We start from the raw sequence: 15,812 nt of genomic DNA, 5'->3' as shown, positions 1-15,812 counted from the left end.
TTGCCCAAATATATCAAAATAATCAAACCAGTTTTCCCTCAATCTCCTCAAAAATATCCATGTAATCTTTTTCTAGAACGGTTTTAAAAATCCCGAGTTCAAAAGTCAGCTGCTGCAACTGCTTTTCATTTAACGTTTCTGGCCACAAACGCATACAGATCCTGTTAAGGGCATAACTGATATTTTCGAGTTTTTGGTAACTCAACAGGTATTTACTGCTGATGAACTTCTCCAGAAAGTTGAAAAATACTTCTGGATCTTTCAGGTTACAGTGCTCCAGAAAATCGCTTAATGATTCTTTTTTTACCGCTTCGAGTTTATCATAAAAATGATTCACCTGAACCAGATTATGTGTTACCAATAAATGATCCAATAAAAGTTCTAAGCCAATGTGTGCGAGGAATGATGGGCGGACCGCAGTATTTTCTACAATGGGCTTAATGAGCTGCTTAAGCTCGGTGGTTTTCTCGAGAAAAAAATTAGAGGAATGAAAAAGCAGGTCGACCGCTAAATGTCTTTTCCAGCCAAAAAGCAGGTTTTCTTCATCAGGATTTCCTTTAAACAGGAATTCATTCTTCTGTGGGTATAAATTTGCCTCTTTTGCAGCATTTTTAATCAGATCTGGCAAAACTGTTCCCATTACCACATTGGCGTCATTATTTGTCCGGTCGAAATAATAATGGGATAAAAAGTTCATTTTGCAAGGTAATGTTTTCTTGTATGGTTGTAAAGAGTCAACGGTAAAATATTGGTAAGGTTACGGGGCTGCAAAGCGCAATTGCGATAACTCATTTACAAAACCAACTAATTTGCTTTAAACTAAGCTAAAATTTTATCTTTGCACGCACATTATTAAAGTGTTTGTACAATGACAAATTTTGTTGAAGAGTTAACATGGCGTGGCATGCTGCATGATATTATGCCGAATACTGAGGAAAAGTTAAACGAGGGTATGACTTCTGGTTATATCGGTTTCGACCCGACTGCAGATTCGTTGCACGTTGGACACTTAACGCAGATCATGACACTGATTCATTTTCAAAATGCTGGTCACAAGCCGTTTGCTTTAGTCGGTGGTGCTACAGGTATGGTAGGCGATCCATCGGGAAAATCTGATGAACGTAATCTTCAGACACCTGAAATGATTGAACATAACCTGAAAGGGATGAAAAAGCAATTATCTAAATTCTTAAAATTTGAAGAAGGTGGAAATGGTGCTGTAATGGTTAACAATGCCGATTGGTTTAAGGATATGAATCTTTTTACCTTTATCAGGGATGTAGGTAAACACATTACCGTGAACTACATGATGGCAAAGGATAGTGTTAAAAGACGTTTGGAAGGTGATTCTGGCCTATCTTTTACCGAGTTCTGTTACCAGTTGATTCAGGGTTACGATTTTTATCATTTGTGGAAAAATGAAAACTGCTTGGTACAGATGGGGGGATCTGATCAATGGGGCAATATTGTTACCGGTACGGAGCTGATCAGAAGAAAAGATGCTGGTACAGCTTATGCCATTACTACACAGTTGATTAAAAAGGCAGATGGGACCAAATTTGGTAAAACCGAAAGCGGTGCCGTTTGGCTGGATCCAGAGAAAACTTCTCCATATAAATTCTACCAGTTCTGGTTAAGAGCATCAGATGATGATGTAAAAAAATGGATCCGTATTTTTACCTTGAAAAGTAAAGAAGAAATAGAAGCTTTAGAAAAAGAACATGACGTGGCACCAAATCGTCGTATCCTTCAAAAAGCTTTAGCTGAAGATATCACTATAAAAACCCATTCGGTAGAAGCGTTAGAAACTGCTATTAAAACTTCAGAATTTTTGTTCGTAAACGGATCACTTGAATTTCTGAAAAGTTTATCGGAAAAACAAGTTTTGGAAATGTTCGAAGGTATTCAGCAGTTTAATATCTCAAAATCAGAATTAAGCACTGGGATTGATGCAGCTACTTTGTTGGCAGAAAAAACAGATGTTTTTCCATCTAAAGGTGAAGCTAAGAAATTGATACAAGGTGGAGGTGTTTCCGTAAATAAAGAAAGAGTAGCTGACCCTATGCAGGTTTTCAATACCGCGCATCTGATCAACGACAAATTTATTGTGGTACAGAAAGGAAAGAAAAACTACTTCCTTTTAATCGCTGAATAAAATTTTCAGGCCCAATGAAACTGACAGTAAAAGATCTATTCATTGGGCTCGAATTTAAAATTGAACGGGAGGTTGATCTTCCGCATCAGCCTCCGTTAATCCATATCGCTCATGAGTCACGAAAATCGGATTATGAAGGTATTTATCTGTATCCGAATATTGTGAAAATTCCCTCATCTTCTTCATAAGGTATATTCAACGCTGTTAAAAGGAGTTTAAATTCTTCGGTTTCGTCAAATATTTTAGGGCCAACTAAAGTTCCGCTGTGCTCCGCATAACATGGTCGTACTTTTATGTACTCAATGGTAAAAAACAAATGCATGCCCTCATTGTAAAACGGGTCCCAATTTCCTAACCAATGTGGAGCCTTACTTATTTTAACTTCTTCATAAGTCTTGTCATCAATAATGAGTTTGTCTATATATGGAGGTGGGAAAGGCAATTGTTTTATTGCATTTTGAAGTTTCAACCATTTTGTATCGTTCATTACTGACGACAGCCCTTTTTTTGTAACAATTTTTCTTATTTTCTCTTTTTCCGCTAAAATATCCGGATCGTTTGAGGTATAGTATTTATACTTTTCTCTTTCGGAAATTTCAGGGTTTCCGAAGAAATCACTGTAAAAATCCTTTCTCTCACTAATGTCCATTTTAGCCCTGGTTTTAAAATTCTATCAATTATGATAAAGTATATATAATATTCATTAAAGAAATTTAATACCAAAAATAACATTTAAGAAGTTATTAAAGATTATCCCTCGCCCATTGGGGCAAGTTATAAAGAATATGTGTTTAAAAAACTGCAGCATACCGCGCTTAAATAATGCGATCTGCTTTTAGCAGAACATTTCATCCTGAAACGAAAAAAGCCACTTCCGTGGCTTAAATGAGATGCTAACTTATAGATGCTAATTAAATACGTAAAACTTATTAAAACACTTATAACATTTGTACCTCTTAACTGAAATCCATGGCATAAGCGTTTTAAAGAGAAAACCCCTGGGTACCCTGTAGGTTTCGAAATTTTTACACTTCGGACAAGATAAGCGGGTTTTAACTAAAGTTAATTCTTCTGTAGGCTCCATAATAAGCGTAAGTTTGGTTGGGCAAATCAAATTTACGCAAAATAAAACCTAAGAATATCATCGAAAAACTACCATTTTGTTCATTTCATCGACTATTATTTCATTTTAAGGTAAAATATGTTCAAAAGGGTTCTTAAAGGTGTTTTTTGTTTTATAATTTTTTACTTCTGTATCAGTTAACAGACAATATTCGAGTGATTTTTTTAATTCATCGTTGTTCATTTCCTGTCCAATAAAAACAAGTTCATTTTTACGGTCTCCAAAATCATTATCCCAATCTGCATCAATTTCAGTTCTGTTTTCCAGGTAGTCCACGTATTGTTCACGTTCATGCTGCTGCATGCTTGCCCACCAAACCCCTGCCGGGTCGATGCGTAAGGAACCGCCTGCCTGCGAAAAATTAATGGCTTGCTCTGGCATGGCAGCAAGATAGAATATGCCTTTTGATCGGATAATATTCTGCGGAAATTCCTTATTGATGTAATGCCATAATCTTTCAGGGTGAAAAGGTCTTTTAGAACGGAATACGGTAGAACTTATTCCATATTCTTCGGTTTCGGGCTGATGGATTTCTTCAAGCTCTTTTTTCCATCCTGCTCCTTCAGATGCAGATTCAAAATCGAACAGTTTTGTGTTTAAAATTAAAGCCGGATCTATTTCTCCAAAAAGCGTCTGATAAATCTTGGCGCTTGGGTTCAGTTTAGCAATCAGCGCCCTGAGGACCTTAATATCGGTATCACTTACCAGATCGGTCTTGTTCAATAAAATTACATTCGCAAATTCGATCTGGTCGGTAAGTAGGTTTACGATAGTGCGTTTATCAGCCGCATTATCAACCATGTTGCGGTCAGCAAGTTTATCTGCCGAACCAAAATCCCTGTAAAAATTATAAGCATCTACAACAGTTACCATTGTATCTAACCGGCTATATCTACTCAGGTTAATACCCGAAGCCTCATCAATAAAAGAAAATGTTTGTGCAACAGGAATGGGTTCAGATATTCCCGTGCTTTCGATCAAAAGATAATCAAATCGGTTTTCTTTTGCCAGTTTTTCCACCTCGGTCATCAGGTCTTCCCGCAGGGTACAGCAGATGCAGCCGTTGCTCATCTCTACCAGTTTTTCATCGGTTTTAGATAAGGTATGCTGATCTTTAACCATAGCGGCATCGATATTTACCTCGCTCATATCGTTCACAATAACGGCCACTTTTAAATCTTGCTTATTCCTTAATATAGCATTGAGCAGTGTCGTTTTACCACTGCCCAAGAAACCGCTCAATACGGTTACTGGTAATTTCTTTATCATGTTAATGCAATTATGTTGCAAATATAGCTTTGATTATTTTAAATGCAACCATATTGCTTTTATATTTGCAGACTAAATTTATTTTAATGAAACTACGGAGCTATAAAATCAACCTCGACCGGATCGGCATTTCCGCCTCAACACTTTGTGCCATACATTGCGCAGCATTACCATTCCTGATCACTGTTTTGCCGATGTGGGGTATGGGGTTTCTGGCCTATGAAGCGGTTGAAATTACGATGATTGCAGTTTCATTGATTATTGGTATCTGGAGCTTAAGTGCTGCCTACCGAAAGCAACATCACCGTATTATGCCAATCCTGGTGCTTATTTCAGGCTTTGTCTGCATTGCATTTGGGCATTTTTCGGGAATTGAGCTGCTGGAGCCGATTTTGATTCCGCTTGGTGGATTTACCATTGCGACTGCCCATTACATCAATTTAAGAATGCTCAAGTCTTGTCCCATCGATCACCAGCTTTAAAAGTTTATCCTCATTAACTAATATGTCAAAGAATTATAAAATCCTGTTTATCCCGGCGTTGTTGTTCATCACCATGTTAAACCCTGCCTGCAAACATGGTACAAATGATGGAATAGAACTGTACAGGCGTTATGCCATCAAAAATCTGGTAGTTAAAAAAGTGCAAAAGGTGTTACATCATGATTAAGATCAGTTCACTGGCACATGTTTATGAGAAGGGGAGAAGAATAAAATTTCCCGACTGGGAAATCGCAGATATGGAGCAATGGCTTTTACTCGGTGCATCTGGTAGTGGGAAAAGCACACTGCTCAATATTATTTCTGGTCTTTTGGAGCCAAGCCAGGGTGAAGTTTTAATTAACGGAACCGATTTATATACGCTGCCTGCAAGAGGGAGGGATAGGTTTAGGGGAAGACATATCGGAATCATTTTTCAAAGGCCGCATCTTATTCGTTCACTTGATGTGCTCGATAATTTAGCGCTTGCTGCGGTAATGGCTGAGCTACCTGTAGATCATGAACGGAATCTTTCGCTTTTGCACGATCTGGATATTGCCGAACTGGCTGAAAATTATCCTGACCAATTAAGTCAGGGGCAGTTGCAAAGGGTTTCAGTGGCGCGTGCATTGGTAAACAAACCTGATCTGTTGATTGCTGATGAGCCTACATCTAGCTTAGATGATGAAAATGCCAATCAGGTAATTCAGCTGCTGACTACCCAAGCTAAAGATAATGGAGCTGCACTGATCATTGCCACGCACGACCGAAGGGTTCGGGACCACATTACTAAAACCTATCTACTCTAATGAATATCTTTAAAATCAGTAGCAAAAACCTCGTCAGGAATAAGCTAACAACAATTTTGAATATTATTTTAGTTGCCTTTGGTGTGAGCATCCTGTCTATTCTCTTTTTGGCGTCTACACAGATTAGCAGCAAACTGGAAAAAAATGCCAAGGATATCGATCTGGTTGTGGGGGCCAAAGGAAGCCCCTTACAGCTGATATTAAGCAGCGTTTACCATATCGATTACCCAACGGGAAATATTCCTGCTAAAGATGCCTACAAATTAATGCAGAACCCTATGGTTAAAAGGGCTGTTCCATTGGCATTGGGCGATAATTATAACGGCTACCGGATTGTTGGCACTGATAGCACTTTCTCCAATCTTTACGGTTTATCTATCCAAAAGGGAAGCTTTTGGCATAAAGACTTAGAAGCAACCCTTGGTAACACTGTTGCATTAACATCGGGGCTCAAGATTGGCGATTTTTTTTTCGGCGCACATGGTTTAACCGGGAATGGAGATGTTCATAAACAACATGCTTACCAGGTAAAAGGGATTTTAAAACCACAGGGAAACATAACCGATAATCTGATCCTCACTAATATTGGCAGTGTGTATAAAATGCATGAAGAGAAGCATGTTGAGGGCCATAGTAACGTTTCTGAAGGAGCCAAAGAGATTAACGATAAACAGATTACAGCCTTGCTGATTCAGTATAAATCGCCAATGTCGGTGATTCTTTTCCCACGGATGGTTAACCAAAGTACAAGCATGCAGGCGGCCTCTCCGGCGATGGAAAGTGCAAGGTTGTTTTCACTGATTGGTGTTGGGATTGATACGTTACAATGGTTCGCCATATTTATTATGGGGATTGCTGCCCTGAGTATTTTTATCAGCCTTTATAACGCAATGAAAGAGCGGAAATACGACCTGGCCATTATGCGTTGTCTTGGTGCATCAAAATCGAAACTCTTTTTCCTGGTCATGTTTGAAGGGGTTTTGGTTACATTTATAGGCGCCTGTTTGGGTTTATTGATCGGGCATATTGCCCTTGAGGTAATCGGGGCCTATCAGGAATCTTCTCAGGCAAAATTAACGGGGTTTACTACGATTCCACAGGAAGTATATTTAATCTGGATCGGGCTGTTTATCGGCGCTTTAGCCTCGCTTATCCCCGCTATGCAGATTTACAAGGTTGATATTGCCGAAACTTTAACCAAAAACAGATAACCTGGTTGAGGTTAATACAATGAAGAAATTAGTTTTATTGGTTGTTTCATGTTTAGTTATCCACGTAGTAGCGGCGCAGGTTAAGGTACATACCGACATGCGCACGCCTACCTGGAACCTGATCGGTTTAAAGTATGATGCCGAAATTGCTCCAAAGAAATGGGGAAGCGTTTTTCCACTGGCATTAAAGGCATTACACAATAAGGTTATCGAGCTGCCTGGTTACATCATTCCCACAAAGGTAGGGTCGAAATTTAGCGAATTTATGTTCTCTATTGTACCCATTGCCTCCTGTCCGTACTGTGGCTCTGGCGATATTCCATCAATGGTGCAGGTGAAAATGTTAACGGCTATTCCCATCACCGAAAAACCGATCAAACTGAAAGGAATATTCATTATTAACGATTCGGGTGATGATAGGAGCGAGTTTTTTCTTTTAAATGCAAAACAGTTATGATGAAGAAATATATAACGGTTTTATTGATGTTGATCTCTTTTAAGGCTGTTGCGCAGGTAAATGTACATACCGATATGCGCACGCCCACCTGGAACCTAATTGGCTTAAAATACGATAAACAGGTAAAACCATTGGTTTGGCAGGCTGTTTTTCCGCCGGCATTAAAAGCAATCGATAATAAGATAATCGAAATCCCTGGGTATATCATCCCAACTAAAGTTGGCAATAGTTTTACCGAGTTTATGTTTTCTATTGTGCCCGTTGCCTCCTGCCCGTATTGTGGCACGGGCGATATCCCTTCGATGATAGAAGTGAAGACTTTAAAACCGATTACCTGGACCGATGAGACCATTACCCTGAAAGGCAAATTTATAATCAACGATTCTGGTGATAGCCGGTCTACCTTTTTTCTTTTAGATGCTATAAAACGATGAGATATTTGTACTTTATTTTCTTTCTGTTTTCGGTTTGCTCAGTTGCTGCACAAACGCAAAAGCACAACCCAAAAGATCAATTGCGATCTTTAAACTGGGATGTAATCGGCTCGGTGAAATTTGAACTCACCGAAAAGAACGAACTTTTGCCCCTGTTTACAGAATCGATCAGACGTTTTGAGAACAGGGAGTTTGATTTAACAGGTTACCTGATCCCTATAAAAAGCGGACAGAAACAACAGAAATTTCTTTTGGCAACCCTGCCCATCAACCAATGTTATTTTTGTGGGCAAAATGGTATTCCGGTAATGATCATGGTTGAGATGGAAAGCGCGGTGCCTTATGGCGAAAAACCCATCCATGTACGGGGGATTTTAAAATTGGAACAAAAGGATGCGAGCTATGCACCGCCAATAAGCATCAAAAATGCCAAACTGATTAATTAATTGCTTATTTTTGTATTGCTATGGAAAACAAAACAGCACGTTTCGAAAAACTTTTGGTTAAAAACGGACTAAAAAGAACTGCCCAGCGTTTACAGGTGCTGGAGATTTTGAGTGGAAGAGATTCTGCAACATCTCAGCCTTACTTGGAGCAGGTGATGGGCAAGAATGCTGACCGAGTTACTTTATACCGTGTTTTGCAGGCTTTCGAAGAAAAAGGAATTATACATAAGGTTTTAGATCAGCAGGGCACAGCCAATTATGCCATCTGTTCTGATGGCTGCAGTGCACACGAACACCATGATGAACATGTGCATTTTAACTGCGATAACTGTCATAAAATTTACTGTTTGGATACCGTTAAAATTCCGGCATTAAAAGTTCCTGCCGGATTTAAAGTAGAGCACCTTAATCTGATTGCTACCGGTTTATGCGCAAGCTGTTCGGATAAGATAAATTAACGTTTACTGCACCAAAAGATTACAACCCCTGATATCGGCATTGTCAAACCGGCCCAATACTTCAAAACTTTGATCAGGATTTATTCTGCCCAGATCCTGCGTGGCAATAAATGAACAAGAATTGAGATTGGCCAGATCGATTACATTGATGCCACCAGTCCTGCCATTTTCAATTAAACTTAAAGGATCGTTGGTGTCGCGGATCAAAACCTTCATCCAGCTGGGGCAGTTAAAGATGCCTTCACCCAAAGAATAAGCCTGAGAAAGTAGTTCGGTCATTCCATATTCGCTATGGATAGCTTTTACACCAAATCCTTCGGTTAACTGTTCATGTAATTCCTCTCGCACCATTTCTTTACGTTTCCCTTTCATTCCTCCCGTTTCCATTACAATCAGTTCGGGGAAATCGATTTCAAACTGTTCTATAAAATCGAGCAGGGCATAAGTAACACCAATTAAAACTGTTTTCTGTTTTTTTGATTTAAGATCCAGGAGGGTTTTCAGCAATTCATCATGGTTGTATAAAAAGTAACCACTTTGTGGATGCCTGCTTTTTTCGATCAGATCGTTGACCATATAAATCAGCGATGAACCAGCTCGCTGTTGGTAGGATGGGAGCAGGGCCAAAAAGCAATATTCGGTGATGTTCCCATAAAATTGCGCAAAAGCCTGTAGATAGCTCTGCTCATACAATTTAGCATTGGTTACATGATGGCTGCTCTGTACCATACCCGTTGTGCCTGAACTGCTGAAAGTAATTTGGACAGGATCGGTACTGTTGAGAATGGAATGGCTTTTAAAAAAACTGATGGGTAAAAAAGGGATCTGTTCAATTTCGCTCACCTCATCAGCATCAACACCTAAATGAAAGATATATTCGCGGTAAACATTGCAGTTTTGGGCCTGTAACTTAAAAATGCTTAAGGCAAGAGCGTTAAACGCATCGGTACTTTTTACAGAAAATATATCGTTAGCTGTTAAATTCACAGGGCAAAAGTACGAAGCATTATGCTATTTTCTCGTCAGTTTTTTTCGCCAGCATTGCCATGCGGAACTGATAACCACAATAACCGCTAATACCAGCAACCAGGCCACTTAAAATTCCTGTAACCAACAACAGTGCCCACCAGATTTTTATGCCCGTCATTACGGCCACACGGCCAGCAAGGACGTTATCATTAGGCAAGCTTTTAAATAAAGCATATCCGATCCAAAGTAAGAAAATAGCGAGGAAAGATTGCCAAAAGGCTATTTTTCCTGTTTTGCCAATAATGCCACAGGTGGCAAAGGAAATTACAATAATGATCCACCAAGGGGCAATCATTTGTAAAAGGAAACAGATTATTAATATAACAATGAAAACCATTTTAGCCTATTTAGAAATTTTTAAACGAGAAATAACCGTACCCGATTTATCATCAGGACTTTGCATATAAAACAGATCGTATAGTTTACCGTTTGCCCAGGTATCGATCATATTGTCATAAAATTTGCTTCCGGGATTGCCTGATTGGCCGCCTGGATAAACCCCATGTCCTTTTGGCGTTTTGCCCAGTTCGATCACCATCCGCCATGAAGGTCCGTTGGCTTCGCTCAAAGCATTAATGGCAGTTTTCGCGCCACCAATCTGTAAAACCTTCGAGCCGAATCCTGGTATTTTGGCCAGGTGTGGCACATTGGTCTGTTTTACATTTGCCCAATCCCAATCTTTGTTTATTGGTCCAAAGCGTCTTTCCAAACTATCGCAGCTATATTTAAAAGCTTCGATAACCAGGTCGGATAATGTTTCTTTTTTGCTGGTATTGATATTATCATACCATGTTGCATTGGGTTCTTTCAGGATCATTTCCACCGTACGGTCTCTAGAAGGGTAACGCATCGGGATTCCTTTGACCTCGAATTCGTCTGCCCAGATATCATGTGATAAGCGTTTGGTCCATATCTCAAATACGCTGGCTGCAATTTCATGGGCATCATAACGTTTGTTCCACTTGTTCAGGTAAGCCAATGCTTCTTTTTGTGTTGCGTTTAATTGCTCATTATTCAATAAGGGCAATAAAGCAGAAACCAGGTTCTGCGCCATAATGCTGTAATTGTCGGTCTGCATCAAACGGATGCTATCCAATGTAGCCTTGTTCATGGCCGATAAGCGGTCGTTGATCCTTTTGCCACGCTCGTAAGGCGCAAATTCCCAGTTAATGTAATATGGGTAAGTAGTATCGGTAGAAGATTGGTTGGCCGAGCTTACAAAACCGCGCGGCGGATTCTTAACTGTTGGATTTTGTGCATTCGGGATCCAGCCATGCCAATCGTAGGCCGGGTCGGTACCATCGAGAATAAATTTGCCCTGATCCTTCCATTTTAGGGGGAATTTGCCATTTGGCGTAATGGCAATATCGTTATCCATACTGGCGAAAACAAAGTTCTGTGCAGGTGCGGTATAATAAGTTAAAGCCCTACGGTAGTCGTTATAATTTTTCCCACGGTTCAGGTAATAAAAAGTCATGAGCTCGTTCGACTCATCATGTGCAATCCATCTTAAAGCATCACCAACAGGCACATTATCTGCCCTGCCGTATTTTGGTTTCTGGAAATATACCACTGGCCCGTGATGCGTGTAGTAAACGGTATCTATTTCATCTTTTCCACCACGGATTTTAATGGTTTCCAATCTCTTTGTTGTGGCTTTCCATTTATTGTTGTACCAATATTCGTTGTGGCTGGAATCTTTAAACTTGATCTGATAAAAATCCAGTACATCGGCTGCAACATTGGTCACACCCCAGGCTATTTTCTGGTTAAAACCTATAATTACGCCCGGAGCACCAGGTAATGAAACGCCATAAGTATTTACGCCAGGTGCATGTAGCTGGATTTGATACCAGATTGAAGGAAGTGTTAAATCCAAATGTGGATCGTTTGCCAAAATCGGGTATCCTGATGCTGTTTTAGCGCCAGATAAAGCCCAGTTATTACTGCCGATGCCTTCAATTTTTTCGGTTGTTTTTACCTCGCCGGTTTGCGCCTGGGTGAAGCTTTCTGGTGTTTTAGGTGTTGGTAAGGGAGAGAAATCCCATTTGGTGCCAACAGGGATGATTGGGTCTTCGCGAAACGGATAATCCGGGAAAAGATTTTTGGTCACCTCGGGGCCGAATTTTTTCAAGATGTTGGTCATGTAAAATTCGTCGGAACCCATGGCTAATACCGCCGACATCTGTTTTAGAAGCAGCGCACATTTTACAGGCGTCCAGTTTTCAGGCTTAAAATCGAGTATCTTGTATTCTAAGGGATAATTGGCTTTAGAAAGTGTTTTGATGTAGGCATTTATCCCTTCGGTATAAGCTAAGATCATTTCTTTTGCCTTAGGATCGGCCATCATGCCTTTTAACGAGTTTTCTGCGCCATAAACCATGCCCATCCGGCGCTGATAGCGGTCTACCTCTATCGCTTTATCGCCAACTACTTCGCTAATTCTACCCGCGGCAAAACGGGTCTGAAAATCCATTTGCCAAAGGCGGTGCATGGCGGTTACATAACCTTGTGCCAGATACAGGTCGTGATCATTCTGTGCAAAAATATGTGGAATCATGCGGTCGTCAAAAACGATTTCGATTTTATCTATTGCCCCTTTAATCTTCGCTTTATGGTTAAACATAAAATGATTGTTCTCTGCATTTTGCCAGAAACCCATAAAAGGATTTAGGAATTTTAACAGTGGAGGTGTACTACCTAATTTGGTATTAAATAAAAAAGCTAATGCTATCGGAATAATGATGCAGAATACGGCTTTAATTTTATTCATAATGGTTAGCTAACAAGTCTTTCGCTAAGATAGGGCAAAATGACGGTTTATGTTTAATGCAAAATACAACAAACTGTATATCAATCAAAATTATAATTCGAATTGAAATTATTATGCTAACATAATTTGTTTAATTCAAAAAAAGAATTTAAGTTTATATAACTAATAATACAAACAACCAAATTAACAATCGTTTATGAGCAGAATTTTTACACAGATCTTTTATGTGTTATTATTTGTGTACGCAGGCAACGTTGCGGCACAAGCACAGAGTATTACGGTTAGCGGTACCGTAAAAGACAAGCAATCGAAAGAAGGCCTAGCTGGGGTGAGTTTAACCATCAAAGGCCATTCTGGTGGCACAGCATCCACAAGCAACGGTAGTTTTACGTTTACAACAACAGCTAAAGTTCCCTTTACGCTGGTAGCGTCTTACGTGGGCTATGGTACAGTAGAACAGCAGATTACCGGGAATGCTACGGGAATTAACCTGGAACTGGAAACGGCAGTGGTTTTAGGAGGGGATGTGGTTGTTTCGGCATCGCGTACTCCTGAACGTATTTTAGAATCACCGGTTTCTATCGAGCGGATGAGTGCAGCCTCTATAAGGGAAATTGCGGCACCATCATTTTACGATGCTTTGAACAATATGAAAGGTGTAGAAAGCAGTATGCAGAGTTTAACTTTCAAGTCGATTAATACACGTGGTTTCAATTCAAATGGTAATACCCGTTTTAACCAATATATTGATGGAATGGATAACCAGGCCCCTGGACTGAACTTCTCAGTGGGTAATATTGTGGGTATAACCGAGCTCGATGTAGATAATGTTGAACTCCTGCCAGGTGCTTCATCTGCTCTTTATGGTGCAGGTGGTATTAATGGAACACTATTGATGACCTCAAAAGATCCTTTTAAATATCCAGGTGCAAGCTTTCAGTATAAAACAGGGGTAAACCATGTAAATGATGACAATAGCAGTGTGCAACCCTTCAATCAGTTGGATGTGCGCATGGCAAAATCATGGAACAATAAGTTTGGCGTAAAAGCGGCATTTTCGTTCTTGCAGGCCAAAGACTGGTACGGGAATAACTATTCAAACTTCGATAGGGTAGCGAGAACTGCAAAATCTGGCGATAGAAACAGCGACCCAAATTACGACGGAATCAACGTTTACGGTGATGAGGTAAGCCAAAATATGCGTAATGTGGCGCTAAGTGTTCAAAATGCAACCATTGCCGGAATTAATACAGGGTCTGGTGGTTTAATACCAAACATTAAAACATTAATGGACGGGACTTTTGGTACCGCCATTCCAAATGCAGCCCAGCAAGCGGGGTTTTTGGCGGGATTACCATCTGCATTGCGTGGTCCGGTACAGAATTATTTTCCTTTTTATGTTGGTTTGAAAGCAGGTTTAATCCCTAATCAAAATATTTCAAGAACTGGTTATAATGAAGAAAACCTGGTTGATTATAGTACCAAGTCGTTAAAAGCATCTGGTGCGTTATATTACAACATCAGCAATACAGTACAAATAGTTGGACAGGCCAATTGGGGAACAGGAACTTCGGTATATACCGGTTCTGACCGTTATTCGCTCCGCAATTTTAATATCGGGCAATATAAATTAGAATTAAAAGGTGAAGATTTCTTTCTGAAAGCCTATACTACGCAGGAACGTTCGGGTGATTCTTATATTTCTTCTATTTTGGGTAGTTATATTAATGAATTATCAAAACCATCAACAAGCTGGTTCCCACAATATATTGGTAATTATGTAGGTGCAAGAGCGGCAGGGCAAACTGATGTACAAGCACAGGCTTTTGCCAGAAGTGTTGCCGATCAGGGACGTTTCTCACCTGGTTCTCCGCAGTTTATTCAGGCTAAGGATCAGATTATGAACACCACCATCAGTGCCTCAGATCCTAGTAAAGGTATTTATGGTGCAAAATTCGATGATAAATCTAACCTTTACCATTATGAGGGAATGTACAACTTTACCAATCTTTTTGATAAAGTGGTGGAGTTTCAGGCTGGTGCATCATACCGTTTATATGACTTAAATTCGGCTGGAACAATTTTTAATGACTTGACAAATTCTATCGATATTAAAGAATACGGTGCATTTGCGCAGATAGGCAAAAAACTTTTTAACGATAAGGTTAAATTTACTTTTGCAGGTCGTTATGATAAAAGTCAGAATTTTGAAGGCCGGTTTACGCCAAGGGTAACTGGGGTGTTCACAGTTGCAAAAAACAACAACATCAGGGTTTCTTATCAAACAGGTTACCGTAACCCAACCACACAAAATCAATACATCGACCTTTCGGTAGGTGGAGGTTCTCAAAGATTGATTGGCGGCTTGCCAGAAATCATGTTTTCTAAGTACCATCTTGATAGTAATAAGCCTTATACCGACGTAAGTTACCGTGCGTTCTTAGCCTCGGCAGCTGCAACAGGAACACCTAACCCGGCATTGTTGCAACAATATACTTTTGATGCAAGGGGTGTCCGTCCGGAGAGTGTTCAATCTTATGAGTTAGGTTATAAAGGATTGCTCCTTCCTAATTTATTGGTTGATGCTTATGGTTATTACAACATTTATAAAGATTTTATTACTGCTGTAGATGTTTATCAGAATGTAGGTGGAAGTTTTGTGAAATTCGGTGTTCCGGTTAATGCAGAAGGTAAAGTAACTTCTTATGGTGCGGCTTTAGGTTTAGATTATTTAGTGGGTAAATATACCATCAGCGGCAACGTTTCCTATAATGAAATCGGCGATTTACCAGTTAATTACATTAACGATTTCAATACCCCGAAAATCCGTTACAACCTGGGTTTTGGCAATAAAGAAATTATTAAAAACTTTGGTTTTAATTTGGCATACCGTTGGCAAGATCAATTCTACTGGAATTCTTCTTTTGCCTCAGGTCAGGTGCCTGCATACAGCTCTTTAGATGCGCAGGTAAGTTTAAGGATCCCTTCAGTACAATCAATCATTAAACTTGGCGGTTCTAACGTGCTGAACAAATATTATTTTACTTCTTACGGAAATCCATCAGCTGGCGCTATCTATTACGTAGCCATTAGTTTTAATCCATAACCAGTTAATTGAGTTTTAAGGGCCTTCTATGCTTAAAGTATAGAAGGCTTTTTTGTGCACTGA

At 39.8% G+C, this 15,812-nt stretch carries 16 protein-coding genes; 10 read left to right on the top strand and 6 right to left on the bottom strand.

Features of this window, described 5'->3' with window-relative positions:
- Nucleotides 1-22: 22 nt before the first annotated feature.
- Nucleotides 23-697 (bottom strand): ACP phosphodiesterase, encoded by a 675-nt coding sequence (locus LQ201_RS04160; protein WP_230145481.1) that lies wholly within the window; start codon nt 695-697, stop codon nt 23-25.
- 171 nt (nt 698-868) lie between these two features.
- Between LQ201_RS04160 and tyrS the strand changes: the two genes are divergently transcribed.
- A complete protein-coding gene (gene tyrS, locus LQ201_RS04155; RefSeq protein ID WP_230145480.1) occupies nt 869-2,155 on the top strand; it encodes a tyrosine--tRNA ligase in 1,287 nt (428 codons plus the stop codon).
- Nucleotides 2,156-2,297: 142 nt separating this feature from the next.
- Here tyrS and LQ201_RS04150 read toward each other — a convergent pair whose 3' ends face one another.
- Together LQ201_RS04150 and LQ201_RS04145 are read right to left on the bottom strand one after the other, a co-directional pair.
- Nucleotides 2,298-2,804, bottom strand: coding sequence for a DUF6678 family protein (locus tag LQ201_RS04150; protein ID WP_230145479.1), 507 nt, complete (start codon nt 2,802-2,804; stop codon nt 2,298-2,300).
- A 540-nt stretch (nt 2,805-3,344) separates the two neighbouring features.
- Complete coding sequence (locus LQ201_RS04145) at nt 3,345-4,547, bottom strand: GTP-binding protein (RefSeq protein WP_230145478.1); 1,203 nt, start codon at nt 4,545-4,547, stop codon at nt 3,345-3,347.
- Nucleotides 4,548-4,633: 86 nt separating this feature from the next.
- Here LQ201_RS04145 and LQ201_RS04140 point away from each other — a divergent pair, with 86 nt between their 5' ends.
- The 8 genes from LQ201_RS04140 to LQ201_RS04105 are packed head-to-tail and all read left to right on the top strand — an operon-like array spanning nt 4,634 to nt 8,841.
- On the top strand, nt 4,634-5,029 hold the full coding sequence (locus tag LQ201_RS04140; protein ID WP_230145477.1) for a MerC domain-containing protein: 396 nt from the start codon (nt 4,634-4,636) through the stop codon (nt 5,027-5,029).
- Nucleotides 5,030-5,051: 22 nt separating this feature from the next.
- The gene (locus LQ201_RS04135) at nt 5,052-5,216 is read left to right on the top strand and encodes a hypothetical protein (protein WP_215132031.1); all 165 of its coding nucleotides are present in this window, start codon (nt 5,052-5,054) and stop codon (nt 5,214-5,216) included.
- On the top strand, nt 5,209-5,835 hold the full coding sequence (locus LQ201_RS04130; RefSeq protein ID WP_230145476.1) for an ABC transporter ATP-binding protein: 627 nt from the start codon (nt 5,209-5,211) through the stop codon (nt 5,833-5,835). Before LQ201_RS04135 ends, LQ201_RS04130 begins: the two co-directional genes overlap by 8 nt.
- Nucleotides 5,835-7,046, top strand: a complete 1,212-nt coding sequence (locus LQ201_RS04125) for an FtsX-like permease family protein (protein ID WP_230145475.1) — start codon at nt 5,835-5,837, stop codon at nt 7,044-7,046. The genes LQ201_RS04130 and LQ201_RS04125 overlap by 1 nt, the downstream gene beginning before the upstream one ends.
- 19 nt (nt 7,047-7,065) lie before the next feature.
- Nucleotides 7,066-7,503, top strand: a complete 438-nt coding sequence (locus tag LQ201_RS04120) for a hypothetical protein (RefSeq protein WP_230145474.1) — start codon at nt 7,066-7,068, stop codon at nt 7,501-7,503.
- On the top strand, nt 7,503-7,937 hold the full coding sequence (locus tag LQ201_RS04115) for a DUF3299 domain-containing protein (RefSeq protein WP_230146603.1): 435 nt from the start codon (nt 7,503-7,505) through the stop codon (nt 7,935-7,937). The genes LQ201_RS04120 and LQ201_RS04115 overlap by 1 nt, the downstream gene beginning before the upstream one ends.
- Nucleotides 7,934-8,383 carry a hypothetical protein gene (locus LQ201_RS04110; protein ID WP_230145472.1) on the top strand — a complete coding sequence of 150 codons (450 nt, stop codon included), beginning with the start codon at nt 7,934-7,936 and terminating at the stop codon, nt 8,381-8,383. Before LQ201_RS04115 ends, LQ201_RS04110 begins: the two co-directional genes overlap by 4 nt.
- Before the next feature lie 20 nt (nt 8,384-8,403).
- Nucleotides 8,404-8,841, top strand: coding sequence for a Fur family transcriptional regulator (locus tag LQ201_RS04105; RefSeq protein ID WP_230145471.1), 438 nt, complete (start codon nt 8,404-8,406; stop codon nt 8,839-8,841).
- Between the two features lie 3 nt (nt 8,842-8,844).
- Here the strand turns inward: LQ201_RS04105 and LQ201_RS04100 are convergent, their stop codons facing one another.
- The 3 genes from LQ201_RS04100 to LQ201_RS04090 are packed head-to-tail and all read right to left on the bottom strand — an operon-like array spanning nt 8,845 to nt 12,643.
- Nucleotides 8,845-9,828: an acyl transferase gene (locus tag LQ201_RS04100; protein ID WP_230145470.1), complete on the bottom strand. Its 984-nt coding sequence runs from the start codon at nt 9,826-9,828 to the stop codon at nt 8,845-8,847.
- 19 nt (nt 9,829-9,847) lie between these two features.
- On the bottom strand, nt 9,848-10,207 hold the full coding sequence (locus LQ201_RS04095; protein ID WP_230146602.1) for a hypothetical protein: 360 nt from the start codon (nt 10,205-10,207) through the stop codon (nt 9,848-9,850).
- Nucleotides 10,208-10,213: 6 nt separating this feature from the next.
- Nucleotides 10,214-12,643 (bottom strand): penicillin acylase family protein, encoded by a 2,430-nt coding sequence (locus LQ201_RS04090; protein WP_230145468.1) that lies wholly within the window; start codon nt 12,641-12,643, stop codon nt 10,214-10,216.
- A gap of 196 nt (nt 12,644-12,839) precedes the next feature.
- On the opposite strand from LQ201_RS04090, the gene LQ201_RS04085 reads away from it, so the two are divergent.
- A complete protein-coding gene (locus LQ201_RS04085) occupies nt 12,840-15,749 on the top strand; it encodes a TonB-dependent receptor (RefSeq protein WP_230145467.1) in 2,910 nt (969 codons plus the stop codon).
- The last annotated feature ends 63 nt before the right edge of the window (nt 15,750-15,812 follow it).

Origin of the sequence: Pedobacter sp. Bi126 (genome assembly GCF_918698245.1) — a bacterium.
Classification (GTDB): Bacteria; Bacteroidota; Bacteroidia; order Sphingobacteriales; family Sphingobacteriaceae; genus Pedobacter.
This window is presented reverse-complemented; position numbering and strand designations above follow the sequence as displayed.

Coding starts and splice junctions, on each gene's coding strand:
- LQ201_RS04095 (WP_230146602.1), bottom strand. CDS start 10,207: ATGGTTTTCATTGTTATATTAATAATCTGTTTCCTTTTACAAATGATT.
- LQ201_RS04110 (WP_230145472.1), top strand. CDS start 7,934: ATGAGATATTTGTACTTTATTTTCTTTCTGTTTTCGGTTTGCTCAGTT.
- LQ201_RS04145 (WP_230145478.1), bottom strand. CDS start 4,547: ATGATAAAGAAATTACCAGTAACCGTATTGAGCGGTTTCTTGGGCAGT.
- LQ201_RS04140 (WP_230145477.1), top strand. CDS start 4,634: ATGAAACTACGGAGCTATAAAATCAACCTCGACCGGATCGGCATTTCC.
- LQ201_RS04090 (WP_230145468.1), bottom strand. CDS start 12,643: ATGAATAAAATTAAAGCCGTATTCTGCATCATTATTCCGATAGCATTA.
- LQ201_RS04135 (WP_215132031.1), top strand. CDS start 5,052: ATGTCAAAGAATTATAAAATCCTGTTTATCCCGGCGTTGTTGTTCATC.
- LQ201_RS04105 (WP_230145471.1), top strand. CDS start 8,404: ATGGAAAACAAAACAGCACGTTTCGAAAAACTTTTGGTTAAAAACGGA.
- LQ201_RS04085 (WP_230145467.1), top strand. CDS start 12,840: ATGAGCAGAATTTTTACACAGATCTTTTATGTGTTATTATTTGTGTAC.
- LQ201_RS04125 (WP_230145475.1), top strand. CDS start 5,835: ATGAATATCTTTAAAATCAGTAGCAAAAACCTCGTCAGGAATAAGCTA.
- LQ201_RS04120 (WP_230145474.1), top strand. CDS start 7,066: ATGAAGAAATTAGTTTTATTGGTTGTTTCATGTTTAGTTATCCACGTA.
- tyrS (WP_230145480.1), top strand. CDS start 869: ATGACAAATTTTGTTGAAGAGTTAACATGGCGTGGCATGCTGCATGAT.
- LQ201_RS04130 (WP_230145476.1), top strand. CDS start 5,209: ATGATTAAGATCAGTTCACTGGCACATGTTTATGAGAAGGGGAGAAGA.
- LQ201_RS04160 (WP_230145481.1), bottom strand. CDS start 697: ATGAACTTTTTATCCCATTATTATTTCGACCGGACAAATAATGACGCC.
- LQ201_RS04115 (WP_230146603.1), top strand. CDS start 7,503: ATGAAGAAATATATAACGGTTTTATTGATGTTGATCTCTTTTAAGGCT.
- LQ201_RS04150 (WP_230145479.1), bottom strand. CDS start 2,804: ATGGACATTAGTGAGAGAAAGGATTTTTACAGTGATTTCTTCGGAAAC.